This is a genomic window from Uliginosibacterium paludis (genome assembly GCF_039631355.1).
In the GTDB taxonomy this organism is placed as follows: Bacteria; Pseudomonadota; Gammaproteobacteria; order Burkholderiales; family Rhodocyclaceae; genus Uliginosibacterium; species Uliginosibacterium paludis.
In genome coordinates, this window is the sequence record NZ_JBDIVF010000004.1 from 308363 (window position 1) to 325157 (window position 16795).

Consider the following 16795-nt stretch of genomic DNA (forward strand, 5'->3'; position numbering starts at 1 on the left):
AATCAGGTGAAGAGTCGGTGACGCAGCGCCGGCAGGCTTTCCCGCACGGCAGCGATCCGGGCCGGGTCAAAGTCCCCGCAGACGACGCCGGGGCCGCTCGCCAGGCTCGATAGTATCTCGCCCCAGGGGTCGATCAGCATGCTGTGACCCCAGGTTTTTCGCCCTGAAGGATGCTCACCGCCCTGGCCACAGGCCAGAACATAGCACTGGTTCTCGATGGCACGCGCGCGCAGCAGCACTTCCCAGTGCGCCCGGCCGGTCGTAGCGGTGAAGGCAGCCGGAACCACGATGAGATCGACCGGCCCCATGCGCCGGTAGAGTTCGGGAAAGCGCAGGTCGTAGCAGATCGAGAGCCCGACGCGCCCGAAGGAGGCGTCGAAACAGACGATGTCGGCGCCGGGCTCGATCGTGCGCGCCTCGTCGTAGGTCTCGTCGCCGCGCTGGAAGTTGAACAGATGGATCTTGTCGTAACGCGCGACCTGCTCACCCTGCGGGTTGAAAACGAGGCAGCTGTTGCGCATGCGATGGGCATCACCGGCCTCGAGCGCGATGCTGCCGCCGATGATCCAGACCGAATGTTCGCGTGCGGTACGGGCCAGGAAAGCCTGGATCGGCCCCTGTCCGGCGGGTTCGCGCCGGCGGACCTTTTCCTCTTCGTCAGCACTGATCAGGGCGAAGTACTCGGGCAGCAGCACGAGCTCGGCCCCCTGTTGTGCCGCCGCGCCGATGAGCGCCCCGGCCTGCTCCAGATTGCTTTGCACGTCTGGCCCCGATACCAGCTGGATCGCGGCCAGGCGCGTCTTGTGCTCAGGCTTCATGGTCCCTCCACGGGTCTGGTCTTGTTGTCATTCCTGTCGCGGTTCCAGTTGGTGTCGGGCGACCGCTCGGGCAGATTGGACACGCCGGCAGCGCCGGGGTTCTGCGGCATCACCAGCAGGCCGCCGATCTTTTCCACCTTCGGATCCGCCCAGCTGCCGGTCATGGAATATTCGTAGCTGAAGATTTTCTCGACAGGGTCACGCAAGAGTTTCTGCGCCAGATAGGCCGCGGCCCCGACTGCCGGATTCAGCACCCCGACTGCAGCCTGCCCCACGATCACGCCGACGGCAACGGTTTCGCTCAGGGTCGGCTGGATCTTGATGTGCAGATTGTGTGTTTCACGCCCCAGATCGGTACTGCCGCCGATGAAGACACGTGCCGCAGGCCCCCGGACTTCCAGATCGTTGGCGTGCAGCACGCCGTCAACGATGTCCATGCCGCCGGCAATCCGGTCGAAGGCAAAGCCGGCCGAAAACACGTCGTTGAAGTCCAGCGTGATGCGGCGCGGCAGCGACTGCAGGCTCAGAATGCCCAGCAGGCGCCCGGCGCCAGGCTCCATCTCGCGGAACTGCCCGCTGCTCGCGTCCAGCCTCACCCGGCCGTTGAGCGAGCCGAAATCGAGGCTCACCGGCGAAGCCCGCCAGCTGGCCTTGCCGCTGAAATCCGCCACGCCGCCGCGAAGCATGTCCGGATAGCCGATACGACCGAGCATGGTGCCGGCATCGGTCGTGTGCAGCTTGAAGTCGAGCGAGGTGCCGGGCGTCAGTCCGGCAGGCTGCCATTCTCCCGCCCCGCTGAGCTCCATGTCGGGCGTCTTGAGGCCGATCTGATCCAGCTTCCAGACACCGCCCTCGTTGCGCGCGACCAGATTCAGACGCCCCAGCTTGAACTTGCGGAACTCGAAAGCCTCGGCAACCACATCGAGCGAGGGCAGCTTTTCGAGCGCTTCGGGCGTCATCCGGGCGGCCGCGGCCGCCGCGGCCGGCTCGGCGCTGGCCAGGACCAGGCGCTTCATGCGCGCCTGTACCACACCGTTGCCCTGATCCCGCCAGCTGACTTCGCCGGCCAGATCCGGGCCATCGAGCAGCGCGCGCCAGGTTGGCCCGCGCTTGCTGATCCGGCCGACGACTTCACGGAAGGCATAGCCGCTGGCCAGCAGGCGCCCGACGCGCACATTGCCGGCGATCTCCGTGCTCTCCTCTCCACCACTGCCGCTACCGCTGCCAGCACTGGCGCTCGCGCCATCGCCCGACGGAAAGATCCGCTGCAGCACCGGACGCCAGAGGTCCGCATCCACTTCCGGCAGGCTGGCATTGATCTGCCAGCCCTGGGCCGGCAGCACTGCCGTGTCGGCCAGCCCCAGCGCACCCGCCGACATGCTGCAGTGATCGCCACAGGTTTCGAGCCAGAGCAGGTCCAGCCGCGCAGGCACGGTCACACGCCAGGTCTGCGTCGACGAGGCATTGGCGTGATGCTCCTGGCGCAGCAGGAAACGCAGCGGCCAACGCTCGAGTGCTGTCTTCGCATAAGGCGCGGGCAGACTGCTCGAAATACCGGCCAGTGTGCTATCCGCCCCCACCTCCAGCACGCCGCTGCGCACGCGAACCACGACGCTGACCGGGCTTTCGCCGCTGAGGTATTCCCAGCCGTTGAACCGGGCCAGCTCCTTGAGGCCCGCCACGGTGAGATTGCCCTGCGCATCAAAGCGCATCGAGCCGTCGTCTTCGGTGCGGCCGGTCGCGCTCACCGGCCGGCCGAGGAACTGCGCCCGCGCAGACGGCAGGCTCAGGCCATGCTCGGTAAAGCCCAGCCGCGCTTTCACCGCGCTGAAGTCCGGCAACACCGGGGTGAGCCGGAGGCTGGCGGCCTGGAAGTCGTAGCTGCCATTGACGCGGGTCTGCACGGCCTCATGCAGCGGGATATCAAGCCTCAGATCAAGCTCGCCGCTGCCTTGCGCACGGATGTCGGCCGTGAAACCGCCGGAAATCTCGCGCAGGTGGCTCGCATTCACGTAATTCAGGAAATCGGTGTTCGGGCCACTGGCCTTGCCCTCCACGGTGAGGACCTGCTTGCCCTCATTCATCAGGTCCGGAATCTCGACCTTCACGCCGCGCGCCACCGCGTTGCCGTAACGCCCCGACTCCGCCAGGATCGTCATGCGCTGGCGATCCAGCACGAAGCTGCCTTGCAGGGCCTGCATGCCCGGCCAGCCATGGGAGAACTCGGAGATCACGCCGTCCCGGATCCGCGTTTCGAGCTTGAACACGCCGGGATGCCTGTTGAACGGGAAATTCGCCAGATCCCCGGTCAGCTGGAAGCGCAGGTTTTCACCCTGCCCGCCGTTGAGCGATTTATGCAGCCAGACCACCACATCGGCCGGGGCCGCATGCGGGATGTAGCGCCAGACTTCCCCGAGCGGTGCGAGCGGCGCCCGCGCCTTGAGATCGAGATAGCCGGGGCCGTTCTCGCGCGCCTGCCAGAAACCGCTCACGCTGGCGCTCAGATGCTCGTTTGCGATCTGCCCCTGCTCCACTTTCAGCGTGAGCCGTTCGTGCTTTTCACCGGCCGGCTGCTCATGCGACCAGGCACCCGCCAGCCGCGCCTCGCTCAGCGGCAGCCAGGGCTCATGCATGATGGTCGGCAGGAAGAGACCACCGGCATTGACGGTGGTGGTGAAGCTGCCGGCACGCTCGCTGCCCTGAACCTCGATCCCCAGCCCGGTGAAGCCGGGCATGCCGCCCACCGGATGCAGCGTCAGCGCGCTGGCCCGCGCCGCGATGCTGAAGTGCGCAAGCGGCTGCGCCGGCGTCACGCCGGGTGCGCTGCCTTCCCATTTGAAATCGATGCGCTCGACCCGGCCGGCCGGATCGGCCGTGACGAGATGCCTGCGTGCCTCCTCCGGCAAGGGCAGGAAGGCCGCGAGCCGCGCCAGCACCTGCACGTCCTGCTGCTCGGTCGAAAACTCGCCGCGGGCGCCCTGCTTGCCCCGGGCCGGCGCGTAGCGCAGCTTCAGGCTGGTCGGCCCGATATGCAGTCCGTTCTGCGCGGCGAGCGTCAGGCGCTCGGCCGTCACCGCCATCACGCCCTGATTGAGCGAGAACTTCATCCGCCCCTTCATCGAGGCCAGATCGAGTTGCGGCACGCCTTCCCCCATGCGCAGGCTCAGGTCGGCCAGCGCCACGTCTGCGGTCATGCCGGTCACGTCGCGGCCGTTGAAATCGAGCCAGGCACGCAGGCCGCCACGCCCGCGCGGCAGATGGAGCGGATAGTCGGTCCACTTCTGCCAGACCGCGAGGTCCGCGTTGTCGAGCGAAAGGTAGAGCTTGCCGCGCCAGTTTTCGAGGTCGGAAAAGCTCGCGCCGCGCAGGTCGCCCCGCAGGTCAAGACTCGTGGACGACGCAGCGGGCGGATCGGCACGCAGGGCGAAGCGGTGACTGTTGAGAAAGTTGTCGATGCGGAACTGCACATGATCCAGCGCGAGCGGTGGTGCCGCGCGCTGCAGATCGGTCCAGACCACACGGCCATCACGGATGAGGATGCGGTCCTGCTGCAGCACGAAATCCTGGAAGGGCGACCGGCCAGCTGTCCCCCCGCTGACCGGAAGACCCGCCACGAATATGCGCCCATCATGTTCGCGACGGATGTCCAGCTCGGGCCGGACGATTTCCAGGCGATGCAGGCGCAGATCCCAGTGCCAGAGCGATGACCAGGCCACCTCCAGCCCGATTTCAGGCAGCTCGAGCGCGGTTCCGCCCGCGCTGTCGATGAACTGCACGCCGCGCAGGTTCAGCGCCGGCCGCAACCCGTTCCAGTCCGCATCCAGCCGGGCAATCTTTACCGGCAGGCCCGCCCCGCGGCTCAGCGCGGCTTCGATGTCGGGCCGGTAATGCGCCACCTGGGGCATGAGCACATGGCGGATCAGCAGAAACAGGATCGCGAGGAAGAAAAACAGGCCGACGAGCAGGCGCCAGACGACGCGCGGCAGGTGACGCGGCACGCGCAGCAGGGCCAGCCCGAGCCGTCGGGGAAAGGAGGCCCGGGGCGGGCGCGCATCGATTTCCGGCTTGCCTGCAGTAGGAGACATCGGTACTGGACGCCGCCGCAGATCTCGCGGCATGATGAAGTTGCCTGATTTTATCAGGCTGTCCGGCGCTTGAACCCGCTGCAGACGGCAAAAACCGATGACAGGACGGGCGAACCGTTCGTCCCGTGCTGCCGGCCTCTCCGGGCTTTCGCAAACCTCCGGAAAGTGTCCGTTTTCCGCAACCCTTCCGCCTCACGATCCGATGACCCCAATCCCCGCGCGTATCGCAACCGCCCTGGCGCACAGCCGCCATTTCGAACGCCAGATGAACGCCCGCAGCTGGCTCGCCGAGCGCCTCGAAGCCAGTCTGGATCGCGCCCTGACCCGGGAAGACATGGAGCGCTTCCTGGCTGAAAGCCCGCTGGATGACAGCACGCTGGCGCCACGCCTGCGCGCGCTCAAGAGCTGGGTCGCCGCACACGCCATGGTCAGGGATCTGGCTGGCGAGGCACCGCTTGCGGAAGTCACCACCGCAATGACCCTCGTGGCGGAAGTCGCCCTGTGCAGCGCGCAGGAAGTGCTCGGCCGCCAGCTCGAAGCCCGCTTCGGCGTGCCACGCAATGCGGCCGGCGAACGCCAGGCGCTCATCGTGATCGGCATGGGCAAGCTCGGTGGCGGCGAGCTGAATGTGTCCTCCGACATCGACCTGATCTTCGTCTATCCCGAAGACGGCGAAACCGATGGCAGCCGCAGCATCGGCAACTTCGATTTCTTCACCCGGCTGGGCCGCTCGCTGATCGCGGCCATTTCCGAGCTGACGGCCGACGGCTATGTGTTCCGCGTCGACATGCGTCTGCGTCCGAACGGCGACTCCGGCCCGCTCGTTGCCAGCTTCGACATGCTGGAAAACTACTTCATCACCCAGGGGCGCGAGTGGGAGCGTTACGCCTGGATCAAGGCCCGCGCGCTCACCGGCGAACAGCACGAGGCACTCTACGCGCTCGCCCGGCCCTTCATCTTTCGCAAGTATCTGGACTTCGGCGCCATCAACGCGATGCGCGAGCTGCACGCCCAGATCCGCCGCGAGGTGGCGCGCCGCGACATGGCGGACAACATCAAGCTCGGCCCCGGCGGGATCCGGGAAATCGAATTCATGGCGCAGGTGTTCCAGCTCATCCGGGGCGGTTACGACCACGGCCTGCAGATCCGCCCCACACTGGCGGTGCTGCGCGCCCTGGTACATCGCGGCCAGCTCGATCACGCCGGTGAAGCGGCGCTGGTGGCAGCCTATGACTTCCTGCGCCGGCTGGAACACCGCATCCAGTATCTGGACGACGCCCAGACCCACTCGATTCCGGCCAGCGAGGAAGACCGGCAGCGCCTCGCGATCGCCATGGGGCAGCCTGATTACCCCGCCCTGCTTGCGGTGCTGGACTCGCATCGCACGCTGGTCAGCCGCTATTTCTCGGAGGTCTTCACCGACCCGGTCGCGGACGAGCATGCCCTCTCGCCCGTCTGGCAGGGCAGCTGCGACACCGAACAGTGCCGCGAAGCCTTTGGCGAAATCGGCTACCGGGATATCGCCGGCAGCACCGGCAGACTCCAGGAATTCCGCCAGAGCGCCCGCCTGCGGAGCATGAGTGACGAAGCCCGCAGCCGGCTCGATGCGATCATGCCGCGCATCCTTGAGCTCGCCGGCCTGCGCCAGAATCCGGACCACACCCTGGCCCGGATGATCGAACTGCTGGAAGCCGTGTGCCGCCGCCCGGCCTATCTCGCGCTGCTGCAGCAGTATCCGCAGGCGCTCAGCCGCGTGGTGGAGCTCGTGTCTTCTTCAAGCTGGGGCGCGGACTACATCACGCATCACCCGCTGCTGCTCGACGAGCTGCTCGACAGCCGGCTGCTGACCGAAATGCCGGACGAGCAGGTCTTCGCAAACGAGCTGCACAAGGCCATGCTGGATCAGGGCGACGATGTCGAGCGCCAGATGGACCTCATGCGCGAACATCACCATGCGCACGTCTTCCGCCTGCTCAATCATGATCTGGCCGGCCAGCTGAGCGTCGAACACCTGTCAGACCATCTCTCTGCCACCGCAGACGCGGTGCTGGAAGAAACGCTTGCGCTGAACTGGAAACGGGCCAGACGCCATGCCGAAGCGCACCGCTTCGCGATCCTCGGCTACGGCAAACTCGGCGGCAAGGAGCTGGGCTACGCCTCGGACCTTGATCTGGTCTACATCCATGACGACCCGGATCCAGCCTGTCAGCCGGTTTATGCACGCCTGGCCCAGCGCATCAACGCCTGGCTCGATAGCCGCACCGCGGCGGGCCACCTCTTCGAAACCGACGTCCGGCTCCGGCCCAATGGCGAAGCCGGGCTGCTGGTGGTCTCGGTCGAAGCCTTCGAACATTATCTGGAGCATGACGCCTGGATATGGGAACTGCAGGCCCTCACCCGCGCGCGCTTCTGTGCCGGCAACACCGGGGTGGGCGCAAAGTTCGACGCCCTGCGCACCCGCATGCTGCAACGCGAGCGCGATCCGGACAAACTGCGTGAAGAGGTGCTGGCGATGCGCCAGAAGATGCGCGACGCCTTCGCCAACAAGGGGCCGGGCTTCGAGCTCAAGCATGATGCCGGCGGTCTGATCGATGTCGAATTCATCGTGCAGTATCTGGTGCTCGCCCATGCCTATCGCCACCCTGCACTCACCGCCAACAAGGGCAATATCGCGCTGCTGGGGCTCGCGGCCGACGCCGGCCTGATCCCCGCGGAGCTTGCCCGTCGCAGTGCCAACAGCTATCGCGCGCTGCGCCATGCCCAGCACGGACTGCGCCTGAACCAGCAGCGCAGCCGGGTGCATGACGACTCGCTCGATGAACTGCGCGAGCCGGTCATGGCGCTCTGGACCAGCGTGTTCGGCTGAGCCCGCCAGCCAGGCTCGCTCAGCCGAGCGAACGGCCGTAACGCACGATCAGGCCTGGAATCTCGTCCAGACTCACGACGGTCTGGACGCCCCCGTGCCGGATGGCTTCCTTCGGCATGCCGAACACCACGCAGCTCTGCTCGTCCTGTGCCAGGGTTGCGGCACCCGCGGTCGCCATTTCCTTCATGCCGCGCGCACCATCGTCCCCCATGCCGGTCATGATGATGCCAAGTGCATTGGCCCCCGCGGCCTGCGCCGCAGAGCGGAAGAGCACGTCCACCGAGGGCCGGTGACGATTCACCAGCGGGCCATCGGTGACTTCCACGTAATAGCGCGCCCCGCTCAGCCGCAGCAGGGTGTGACGCCCGCCCGGTGCGATCAGGGCCTGGCCCGGCAGCACGCGGTCGTTGCTGGCCGCTTCCTTCACCTTCACCTTGCACAGGCCGTCGAGCCGCTGCGCGAAGGCCTCGGTGAACTTCTCCGGCATGTGCTGCACGATCACGATGCCGGGCACCACTTCGGGCAAGGCGGTCAGCACGTATTCGAGCGCCTGCGTGCCACCGGTCGAAGCGCCGATCACCACCACGCGCTCGGTCGTCTTGAGCATCGGCCGGGTCGGCGCCGGCAGGATCACGTCGGCACTGTGCTTCTCCGGCACGGGCATGACCGGGCGGGCGGCCAGACGGCGCGGATTGACGGCGGCTGCGCTCTTGACCGCCGCCACCAGATCCGCCGAGGCATCGTTGAGGAACTGCTTCACGCCCAGCTTGGGTTTGGTGATGATCGAGACCGCACCGGCAGACATCGCCTCGATCGTGGTCTGCGCGCCCTTCTCGGTCAGGCTGGAGCAGATGATCACCGGCGTGGGCCGCTCGGCCATGATCCGGCGCAGGAAGGTAATGCCATCCATGCGCGGCATCTCGACGTCCATCACCAGCACGTCGGGCCACTCCTTCTTCATGCGCTCCATCGCGATCAGCGGATCCGCCGCCGCACCGAGCACCTCGATGCCCGGGTCGGCCGACAGCAGCTGGGTCACCACCTGCCGTATGACGGCGGAATCATCGACGATCAACACGCGGATCCTGGCCATCGCTAGCTCCCCGCCTCGATGCCGGCGGCATTGCTGACCTGGCGCACCCAGACGTCACCGCTGCCGGTGTCGAACACGATGGTGCGGTAGCCGACGCCGAACAGATGCTCGGACACCGTCGGAATGCCGGCCGCCTCGATCAGCAGGCGGGCCATGTCACCATTCTTCCGGCCGATGTGCATCTGATCGGAGCGCGCATGCTCGGGAAACATGTTGCCCCCGCCGAAAATCTTTGCCTGACAGCCGGACAGCGGCACATCCAGCCCGGCCAGCTCGCCCAGGATCAGGGAGAAGGCCTCGTCCAGATAGCGGGCATCGCTGCGGTCAGGCCGCGCCTTGCGTCCGCGCGAAGGCAGCAGGCAGTGCGACATCGCCCCCACCTGCCGCTTCGGATGCCACAGCACGATGGACACGCAGGACCCCAGCAGCGTGCGGATGCGGCATCCGGGCCCGGCCACGAGGTACTCGCCGGGCTGGAGATAGATCTCGTGATGACCGGATTCGATCCCGTCCATGAAGCACTCAGGGCTTGACATAGATGGCGGGCGCGCGCGCAACGAGCGCATCGGTGATCCCGTTCAGGCTCTCGGAGTGGCCAATCAGGAAGTAGCCCCCGGAACGCAGCAGGGGCACCATGCGCTCGACAATGCGCCGCTTCGTATCGTTGTTGAAATAGATCATCACGTTGCGCAGGAAGATCACATCGAAAGCACCGAGCGCCGGCAGCTCCTCGTTCAGGTTGATCTGCATGAAGCTCACCCGCTCGCGCAAATCCTTGCTGACCAGCAGCGAGCCCTGATAGCTGCCGGTGCCACGCAGGCAGAATCTGCGCAGATAATCCTGCGGCACATCGCGCGCGCGCTCCATCGGGTAATGCCCTGTCCTCGCGCGCTCGAGCATGCGCTGGCTGATATCGGAACCGATCACCTCCCAGCTGCGCGCGGGCAGGCAATCGGCCAGCACCATCGCGATGCTGTAGGTTTCCTCACCGCTGGAGCAGGCTGCGCTCCAGACCCGGAAGGCATGCGGACGTGCTTGCGCCGCGACCTGCCGCAGCAGGTCGAAATGCTTCTGCTCCCGGAACATGTAGGTTTCGTTCGTCGTCAGCAGGTCGACCGCGATCTGCAGCTCCGCGGCTTGCTGACCACTTCGCAGCAGAGCGAAGTATTCCGAATAGGACGACAGCCCGTGAAACTGCAGGCGCTTGCCGAGTCTCCCGCAGACCAGCGGTTTCTTGGCTTCCGACAGGCTGATGCCCGCGATGTCGAAGATGAACCGCTGGAACTGCGCGAATTCCCGGTCGGTGATGTCTTTCATCCACCCTCCACTGGCTGGCGCTCACACCGTCAGGGCAGGCAGCTCGGCCAGCTGCACCAGATCTTCGAGTTCGAAGATCCGGTCCACATCGAGCAGGATCACGAAGTGGCCCCGGACCTTGCCCATGCCGCGAATGAAGTCGGCACGGATGCGCGCGCCGAAGGCCGGCGGCGGCTCGATCTCGGAGGGCGCGATGTCGAGCACCTCGTTGACCGCATCGACGACGATGCCGACGACCTGACGCTCGTCCCCCATCCTCACTTCAACGATCACGATGCAGGTGCGCTTGGTCACCTCGGAGGCAGGCCGCCCGAAGCGCACCTGCAGATCCATCACCGGCACCACGGCACCGCGCAGATTGATCACTCCGCGCACGCTCGCCGGCATCATCGGCACCTCGGTGACGGCGTGATACTCGATGATCTCCTTGATCGCCAGGATGCCGATCGCAAAGATCTCGCCCCCGAGGCAGAAGGTCAGGTATTGCGCAGGCTCGGCCACCACGACCGGTGCGCGAGTCTCGCCCACGACCGGCAGTGCAGCAGTTCCGCTCTGAACAACCGCTTCCATGGTGCGCTCCTCAGAACTTGGTGAACATGGACTCGTCGGGCGCCTCGGTGGGTGCGAGCACCCGTGCCCGCGCGGGGCCGCGTTTCTGCGGCACGCTCACCGCCTTGGGCCGGGCGCGCAGTTCGGCATTCCCCCCCAGATGGAAGAAGGACATCACCTGCTGCAGCTGCTCGGACTGACCACTCATTTCCTCCGCGGTCGCGGCGAGCTGTTCGGCGGCGGACGCGTTCTGCTGCGTGGTCTGGCTCAGCTGGCTGACCGCCGAGTTGATCTGGCTGACGCCGCTCGACTGCTCTTCCGACGCCGCCGAGATCTCCTGCACCAGATCGGAGGTGCGCTTGATGTTGGGCACCATCTCGTCGAGCAGGCGGCCGGCCTGTTCGGCAAGCTCCACGCTGTTGGACGCCACTTCGCCGATTTCCTGTGCCGCCACCTGGCTGCGTTCGGCCAGCTTGCGCACCTCGGCAGCCACCACGGCAAAGCCCTTGCCATGCTCGCCCGCCCGGGCCGCCTCGATCGCCGCGTTGAGCGCGAGCAGATTGGTCTGATAGGCGATGTCGTCGATGATGCTGATCTTCTGGGCGATCTGCTTCATCGCGGCCACGGTGGAGCGCACCGACTCGCCGCCCTTCTCGGCTTCCTGCGCCGCCTTGGTCGCGATCGAATCGGTCACCTTCGCGTTCTCGGTGTTCTGGCCGATCGAGGCGGTCATCTGCTCGATTGACGCGCTGGTTTCCTCGACCCCCGCCGCCTGCTCGCTGGCGCCCTGCGAGAGCGACTGCGCCGTCGCGCTGACTTCTTCGGAAGCGCTGGCAAGCGATTGCGCATTGGTATTGACGTCGCTGACCACCTGCGCGAGCTTTTCAGCCATGCCGCGGACGGAATACAGCAGACTCGATTCGTCGCCCGGCCGGGTCGCCACCTGCACCGTCAGATCGCCCTCCGCGATCCGGCTGACAATGCCGGCGGCATAAGCCGGCTCGCCACCCAGCACACGCCGGAGGCCCTGCACGATCACCAGACCGATCGCCACCACGACGATGGTCACCAGGACGGAAATCCCGAGCTGCAGCATCGACGAACTGGAACGCACCGATTGCGCTTCCCTGGCCGAAGCTTCGGCCAGCTTCACATTGAAATCATTGTGGCTGTCGAAGGCCTTGATGATCGCTGCGACCTTGCTCTGATTGGCAAAGATGTACTCGATGGCCTCCGATGTCTTGCCTTGCTCAGCCAGCTGCAAGGCGCGGTCAAGCAAAGCCCAGTACTCCGACAGCCCAGCCTTGTCGGCCTGCAGCAAAGCGCGGTCCTCATCGTTGGAAATGTCGGTTTCCTCGTATTTCTTGACGGCCGCATCCGTAGCGGCACGCAGGCTCGCGATCTGGCTGATCAGTCCTGCCCTGGCCTTCTCGTCCTTGACCGAGAACATCTGCCAGAGCGCAGCGCGCACACGCAGAAAGTTCGAGGTCGCCACGTTCAGATCGATCAGGCTTGGCACCGTATTGACGTTGGAATAATTCGCGGCCTCAAAAACCCGGCCCATCTGCCACCAGCCGAGTGCGGCCGACAGGATCAGACAGGCCGCGGAAATGGCGACCAGCAGATAGAGTCTCTTGAAGACTGACATACGACCTCCTCTTGCGAACGGATTCAGACTGCGGTTTTGAGGGAAGCTTCCGCCTGCTGCGCAAGGGAAGGCACATCAACGATCAGAGCGACTTCACCACTGCCCAGAATGCTTGACCCACTGATCCCCTTGACCTGACTGAAGATCTTGGAGAGTGGCCGGATCACGGTCTGAGCCTCACCGAGCAGGCGATCAACGACCAGGCCGAATTTGCGGCCGGCGTTCTTGACGATCACGATGCTCTGGCGCTTGCCGGCTTCGCCCGGAATTTCAAAGAACTCGCGCAGGCGCACGAAGGGCAGGACTTCACCACGCAGGTTCGTGTAGTCATGCCCGGACACCACCGAGAACTCGATGCATTCCTCGATCATGTCGAGCGGGATGACAAAGGTGCTCGTGCCCACGCCGATCTGGAAGCCGTCGATGATGGCCAGGGTGAGCGGCAGGCGGATGCGCAGGGTGGTTCCCTGCCCCGGTTTGCTGCCCAGTTCGATCTCGCCGCGCAGCTGATCGATGGAGCGCTTGACCACGTCCATGCCCACGCCACGCCCGGAGAGATTGGTGACCTGCTCTGCGGTGGAAAACCCGGCAGCAAAGATGAGTTTGTAGGTCTCGGCCTCACTGAGCACGGCGTCGGGCGCGATCATGCCGCGCTCGATCGCCTTGGCGCGGATGCGCTGGGCGTCGAGACCCCGGCCGTCATCGCTGACTTCGATGACGATGCAGCCGGAGTCGTGATAGGCATGGAGACGCACCCGGCCTGCCGGCGGTTTGCCCGCGGCCTCGCGCTGTGCGACCGGCTCGATCCCGTGATCGATGGCGTTGCGCACCACATGGGTCAGCGGGTCGGCGAGTTTCTCGACCATGGATTTGTCGAGCTCGGTTTCGGCGCCGGTAATCTGCAGCTCGATTTTCTTGCCGAGTTCCATCGACACGTCGCGCACCACGCGCGGGAAGCGCTGGAACACTTCACCGATCGGGATCATCCGCAGGTCCAGCGAGCGGTCGCGGATCTGGCTCACCAGCTGGCCGATTTCACCAAGCGACTCCACCAGCCCCAGCTGCCGGGTGCGCTCGGCGAGGATGCGTGCGCCCGCACTGGCGATCACGAGCTCGCCGACCAGGCTGATGAGCTGATCGAGCTTGGCGGCCTCCACCTTCACGATGCGGCTCTCTGCCGAACGCTTTTCCTCGCCCTGGCGCTGCTTGACGAGCGCGGCAGCAACCACCGGCGCCTGCACCAGGCGCTCCTGGATCAGCAGCTCGCCCAGACGCGGAGGCGCGCCGGCCTCGCCGCTCGCTTCGGCACCGGCCTGCTGCAGCGCCAGCACATGATCGAGCTCGGCACGAGTCAGCGTGCCGCCGGCCACCAGGATTTCGCCGAGGCGCTGGTCGGATTCGGGCAGCCCCTCGATCAGGGCGATGAATTCGGCGATCCGCGCGCGTGGCGGCAGGATGCGGATCTGGCTGCCCTCGCGGACGAATTCGAATACGTTCTCGAGCGTCTGCTTGTCGACGTCGGCCCGCAGATCGATCTCGAAACCTAGGTAGCAGGTTTCAGGATCCATTTCGGCGACCGGCGGGATGGCATCAGTCAGCGTGTGCAGATAGACGATCTCGCCCAGCCCGGCAAGGTAGTGGATGAAAGACAAAGGGTCCATCCCGTCGCGCAGTACATCAGGCCGGAAGCGCAGGGAAAGATGCCAGTGATCGCTGGCGACCGAATCCTCGTCACGCTCGATTCGCTCGCCTTCGGCATCCACCACCACCGGCGCCGGCACCCGGGCTTCACCGAGATAGGCGGACAAGGCACCGATCAGGGCTTCATGGGTGGAGGGATCCGCCAGCGTGTCCTGGGAGCCCGCCTCGACGGCATCGACCAGACTGCCGAGATAGTCACCACAGCGCAGCAGCAAGGCGGAGAGCTCCGGCCGCATCCCCAGCTCGCCCGCGCGCACACGATCGAGCACGCTCTCCATGACATGGGTGAAGGCCACGATCCAGTCGAGCCCGAACAGCCCCGCCGAGCCCTTGATGGTGTGCGCGGCGCGAAACACCGCGTTGACGCCTTCGGTGCTGATGCCCGAGGCCTCCATCTCGAGCAGGGCAGACTCCATCGCGGCGAGCAGTTCGCGCGCCTCCTGAACCAGCACATCACGAGCCGAAGAAATGTCCATGTTTCAGCTCCACACCAGCGCGGCCGGCGCATCGAAGGCATGGCCGAGATTGAGGGTTCCGAGTTGCTGCCTGACCACCTCGCTGTGCCCGGACCAGCTGAGCTTGCGCCCCAGCAGACGCGCTTCGTTCTGAAGCATCAGCATGACCTGCACGCCTGCGCAATCGAGCTCGCTGACGCCTGCGAGGTCGATCTCGAGCGCCTCGCGCCTGTGCAGCTGATCGAGCAGGCGCGGCTTGAGTTCGGCGGCGGCATAGATCGTGAGCTCGCCGGCGAGCAGCACGCGATCGCTTTCGTCATTCACCAGCGTGAAGCAGTTCATCGCAGGCTCCTTTGGGAAGTGGAGACGTGAGGCGGGGGGCGTTCGGTTCAGGGCGCGACCAGCTTGGCCACGGCATCAAGCAGCACAGGCGGCTGGAAGGGCTTGAGGATCCAGGCCTTGACGCCGGCCTCCTTGCCCGCCTGCACGCGTGTCGCGTCGCTCTCGGTCGTCAGCATGATCACGGGGGTGAAGCGGTAACTGGGCAAGGCCTTGAGGGCCTTCACGAAACTGATCCCGTCCATGTTCGGCATGTTCACGTCGGAGATGATCAGGTTGAACTTGCGTCCGTCCAGCCTGGCCAGCCCCTCCTTCCCGTCAGCGGCTTCGACCACTTCATAGCCGGCGCCATTGAGGGCAATCGCCAGGGTCCGGCGCATGCTCAGGGAGTCATCCACGATCAGCAGGGTCTTGCTCATTTGATGGCATCCTCGTCATCAGGGGGTTCGGGGATTCAGAAAAACATCACGCCGCTGGCGGCCGGCGTGGCCGGAGTGGCCGCGGTATCGCCATGCACCACGCGCTGGTCGTGCATGGTGTAGGTGCGCGCCAGCGCATCCAGCCAGTCATCCACGTCAGGCAAGGGACTGCCTGGATCGGTGCGGGAGCGGATCGAGGCGTCGATCATCCGGCCCATGTCGGCCATGACGTGATCGAGGATCTGCTGCACGCGATCCTGGAACTGCAGTTCGACGATCACCTTGTCGATCTCGTGATGCACATGCGAGCGGTCTTCGCTCATCTGCCTGACCGAGTCGGTCAGGCTCTGCATCGTCTGGTTGAAGTCGCGCACGATCTGCTCGGCCGCATTGCGGGAGGAGGCGATCGCCACGCTTTCCCGGGCTGCGAAAGATTCAGACATTTCCAGCGTCTTTGCGATGGCTTCGCTGACGCGGCTCACCGTGCTCTGGATGCGCTGCCCGGTTTCCCCCGAACGGTTTGACAGCACGCCGACCTGGTCGGCCACCACTGCAAAGCCGCGTCCGTTTTCGCCGGCCCGGGCGGCCTCGATGGAGGCATTGAGCGCGAGCAGATTGGTCTGCTTGGCAATGGCCGACACCTCGGACGCCATCGACCACAGTTCCCGGGCAAGCAGCGACAGGCCTGCCACCTCCTGCACCAGCGTCTCGCGGCAGTTCTGGGTACTGTCCAGGGTGTTGATGATTTCGCGCAGGCTCAGCTCCGCCTGCCGTATGGCGCCCATCACGCTGGCCTCGCCATGTGAATCGGCGTCAGGCCCCGATGCCAGCATCCCGATCAGCTGCGAAAAGCTGCCGACAAGGGATTCGATGGCCTGCCTGATCTGGTCCTGCGCCAGCGCCACATGCCGTTTCCACAAGGGCACGATTTCCAGGATCAGCACATTGAGGTCTTCGAAACGCGCGCGCTCCCCGAAAGCAGGCTCGGCAGGGTCCCGCTCGAGCAGCGTGTTGGGGTTGGCCGGCGGCGTTCTGTCTGCGAGAAACAGCACTACGCCCAGCGCGGCCAGGCAAAGCACGCCCCAGGCCAGGCCTAGCCAGACAGACTGCGCCAGCGCTGCGACGACAACGAGATTGACGCCCCCCGCCAGCAGGATCGGGATTCTTGTTCGCCTGCCCATCCTTGCCGTTCTCCGCGTTCGGATCCTTCGAGCCGCCACGCGCCGTGATGAGGCGTCGAGCCGGGCCATGACGGCACGCCTGACGCCGGAAAACGGGAGACCGTCCTCGGCATTCCGCCGGGTTCAGGCGCAAGTGCTGTCTTGAGGCGTAACAGCCGGAAGCAAAGCGAACTGCACGGAATATGCCCTTACGGGCATTGCAGAGAAGAGGATGAAAAACGCCTCGTCAAGCGGGCAATGCCGCTCAGTTAAGACTGAGCGGCATTTTTCTTGATGGGGTAGTGGGTTTTGGTCATGCGTACGGCACGAGGGGATCTGCGCTCG

The 16795-nt window shown here is 65.5% G+C and carries 12 protein-coding genes; 1 reads left to right on the plus strand and 11 read right to left on the minus strand.

The annotated features are described in order from the left end of the window. Positions 1-2: 2 nt before the first annotated feature. Both ABDB87_RS13460 and ABDB87_RS13465 read right to left on the minus strand, forming a co-directional pair. Positions 3-818 (minus strand): carbon-nitrogen hydrolase family protein, encoded by an 816-nt coding sequence (locus ABDB87_RS13460; protein WP_345927852.1) that lies wholly within the window; start codon positions 816-818, stop codon positions 3-5. After that, on the minus strand, positions 815-4903 hold the full coding sequence (locus tag ABDB87_RS13465) for a YhdP family protein (RefSeq protein ID WP_345927854.1): 4089 nt from the start codon (positions 4901-4903) through the stop codon (positions 815-817). The genes ABDB87_RS13460 and ABDB87_RS13465 overlap by 4 nt, the downstream gene beginning before the upstream one ends. Before the next feature lie 202 nt (positions 4904-5105). On the opposite strand from ABDB87_RS13465, the gene glnE reads away from it, so the two are divergent. After that, positions 5106-7769 carry a bifunctional [glutamate--ammonia ligase]-adenylyl-L-tyrosine phosphorylase/[glutamate--ammonia-ligase] adenylyltransferase gene (gene glnE / locus ABDB87_RS13470; protein WP_345927856.1) on the plus strand — a complete coding sequence of 888 codons (2664 nt, stop codon included), beginning with the start codon at positions 5106-5108 and terminating at the stop codon, positions 7767-7769. Positions 7770-7788: 19 nt separating this feature from the next. Here the strand turns inward: glnE and ABDB87_RS13475 are convergent, their stop codons facing one another. The 9 genes from ABDB87_RS13475 to ABDB87_RS13515 are packed head-to-tail and all read right to left on the minus strand — an operon-like array spanning position 7789 to position 16471. Next, positions 7789-8862 carry a protein-glutamate methylesterase/protein-glutamine glutaminase gene (locus ABDB87_RS13475; protein WP_345927859.1) on the minus strand — a complete coding sequence of 358 codons (1074 nt, stop codon included), beginning with the start codon at positions 8860-8862 and terminating at the stop codon, positions 7789-7791. 2 nt (positions 8863-8864) lie between these two features. Then, the gene (locus ABDB87_RS13480) at positions 8865-9377 is read right to left on the minus strand and encodes a chemotaxis protein CheD (protein ID WP_345927861.1); all 513 of its coding nucleotides are present in this window, start codon (positions 9375-9377) and stop codon (positions 8865-8867) included. A gap of 7 nt (positions 9378-9384) precedes the next feature. Further along, positions 9385-10179: a CheR family methyltransferase gene (locus ABDB87_RS13485; RefSeq protein WP_345927863.1), complete on the minus strand. Its 795-nt coding sequence runs from the start codon at positions 10177-10179 to the stop codon at positions 9385-9387. A gap of 21 nt (positions 10180-10200) precedes the next feature. Continuing rightward, positions 10201-10749 (minus strand): chemotaxis protein CheW, encoded by a 549-nt coding sequence (locus tag ABDB87_RS13490; protein WP_345927865.1) that lies wholly within the window; start codon positions 10747-10749, stop codon positions 10201-10203. A 10-nt stretch (positions 10750-10759) separates the two neighbouring features. Next, positions 10760-12376 (minus strand): methyl-accepting chemotaxis protein, encoded by a 1617-nt coding sequence (locus ABDB87_RS13495; RefSeq protein WP_345927867.1) that lies wholly within the window; start codon positions 12374-12376, stop codon positions 10760-10762. A gap of 23 nt (positions 12377-12399) precedes the next feature. Next, positions 12400-14553: a chemotaxis protein CheA gene (locus ABDB87_RS13500; protein ID WP_345927869.1), complete on the minus strand. Its 2154-nt coding sequence runs from the start codon at positions 14551-14553 to the stop codon at positions 12400-12402. Positions 14554-14556: 3 nt separating this feature from the next. Then, on the minus strand, positions 14557-14874 hold the full coding sequence (locus tag ABDB87_RS13505) for an STAS domain-containing protein (RefSeq protein WP_345927871.1): 318 nt from the start codon (positions 14872-14874) through the stop codon (positions 14557-14559). Positions 14875-14921: 47 nt separating this feature from the next. Further along, on the minus strand, positions 14922-15290 hold the full coding sequence (locus tag ABDB87_RS13510; protein ID WP_345927873.1) for a response regulator: 369 nt from the start codon (positions 15288-15290) through the stop codon (positions 14922-14924). Positions 15291-15325: 35 nt separating this feature from the next. Continuing rightward, positions 15326-16471 carry a methyl-accepting chemotaxis protein gene (locus tag ABDB87_RS13515; protein ID WP_345927875.1) on the minus strand — a complete coding sequence of 382 codons (1146 nt, stop codon included), beginning with the start codon at positions 16469-16471 and terminating at the stop codon, positions 15326-15328. Positions 16472-16795 lie beyond the last annotated feature (324 nt).

What these genes read in the sequence shown, in the direction of transcription:
- ABDB87_RS13460 (WP_345927852.1), bottom strand. Translation starts at nt 818, where the DNA reads ATGAAGCCTGAGCACAAGACGCGCCTGGCCGCGATCCAGCTGGTATCG.
- ABDB87_RS13465 (WP_345927854.1), bottom strand. Translation starts at nt 4,903, where the DNA reads ATGTCTCCTACTGCAGGCAAGCCGGAAATCGATGCGCGCCCGCCCCGG.
- glnE (WP_345927856.1), top strand. Translation starts at nt 5,106, where the DNA reads ATGACCCCAATCCCCGCGCGTATCGCAACCGCCCTGGCGCACAGCCGC.
- ABDB87_RS13475 (WP_345927859.1), bottom strand. Translation starts at nt 8,862, where the DNA reads ATGGCCAGGATCCGCGTGTTGATCGTCGATGATTCCGCCGTCATACGG.
- ABDB87_RS13480 (WP_345927861.1), bottom strand. Translation starts at nt 9,377, where the DNA reads ATGGACGGGATCGAATCCGGTCATCACGAGATCTATCTCCAGCCCGGC.
- ABDB87_RS13485 (WP_345927863.1), bottom strand. Translation starts at nt 10,179, where the DNA reads ATGAAAGACATCACCGACCGGGAATTCGCGCAGTTCCAGCGGTTCATC.
- ABDB87_RS13490 (WP_345927865.1), bottom strand. Translation starts at nt 10,749, where the DNA reads ATGGAAGCGGTTGTTCAGAGCGGAACTGCTGCACTGCCGGTCGTGGGC.
- ABDB87_RS13495 (WP_345927867.1), bottom strand. Translation starts at nt 12,376, where the DNA reads ATGTCAGTCTTCAAGAGACTCTATCTGCTGGTCGCCATTTCCGCGGCC.
- ABDB87_RS13500 (WP_345927869.1), bottom strand. Translation starts at nt 14,553, where the DNA reads ATGGACATTTCTTCGGCTCGTGATGTGCTGGTTCAGGAGGCGCGCGAA.
- ABDB87_RS13505 (WP_345927871.1), bottom strand. Translation starts at nt 14,874, where the DNA reads ATGAACTGCTTCACGCTGGTGAATGACGAAAGCGATCGCGTGCTGCTC.
- ABDB87_RS13510 (WP_345927873.1), bottom strand. Translation starts at nt 15,290, where the DNA reads ATGAGCAAGACCCTGCTGATCGTGGATGACTCCCTGAGCATGCGCCGG.
- ABDB87_RS13515 (WP_345927875.1), bottom strand. Translation starts at nt 16,471, where the DNA reads ATGGGCAGGCGAACAAGAATCCCGATCCTGCTGGCGGGGGGCGTCAAT.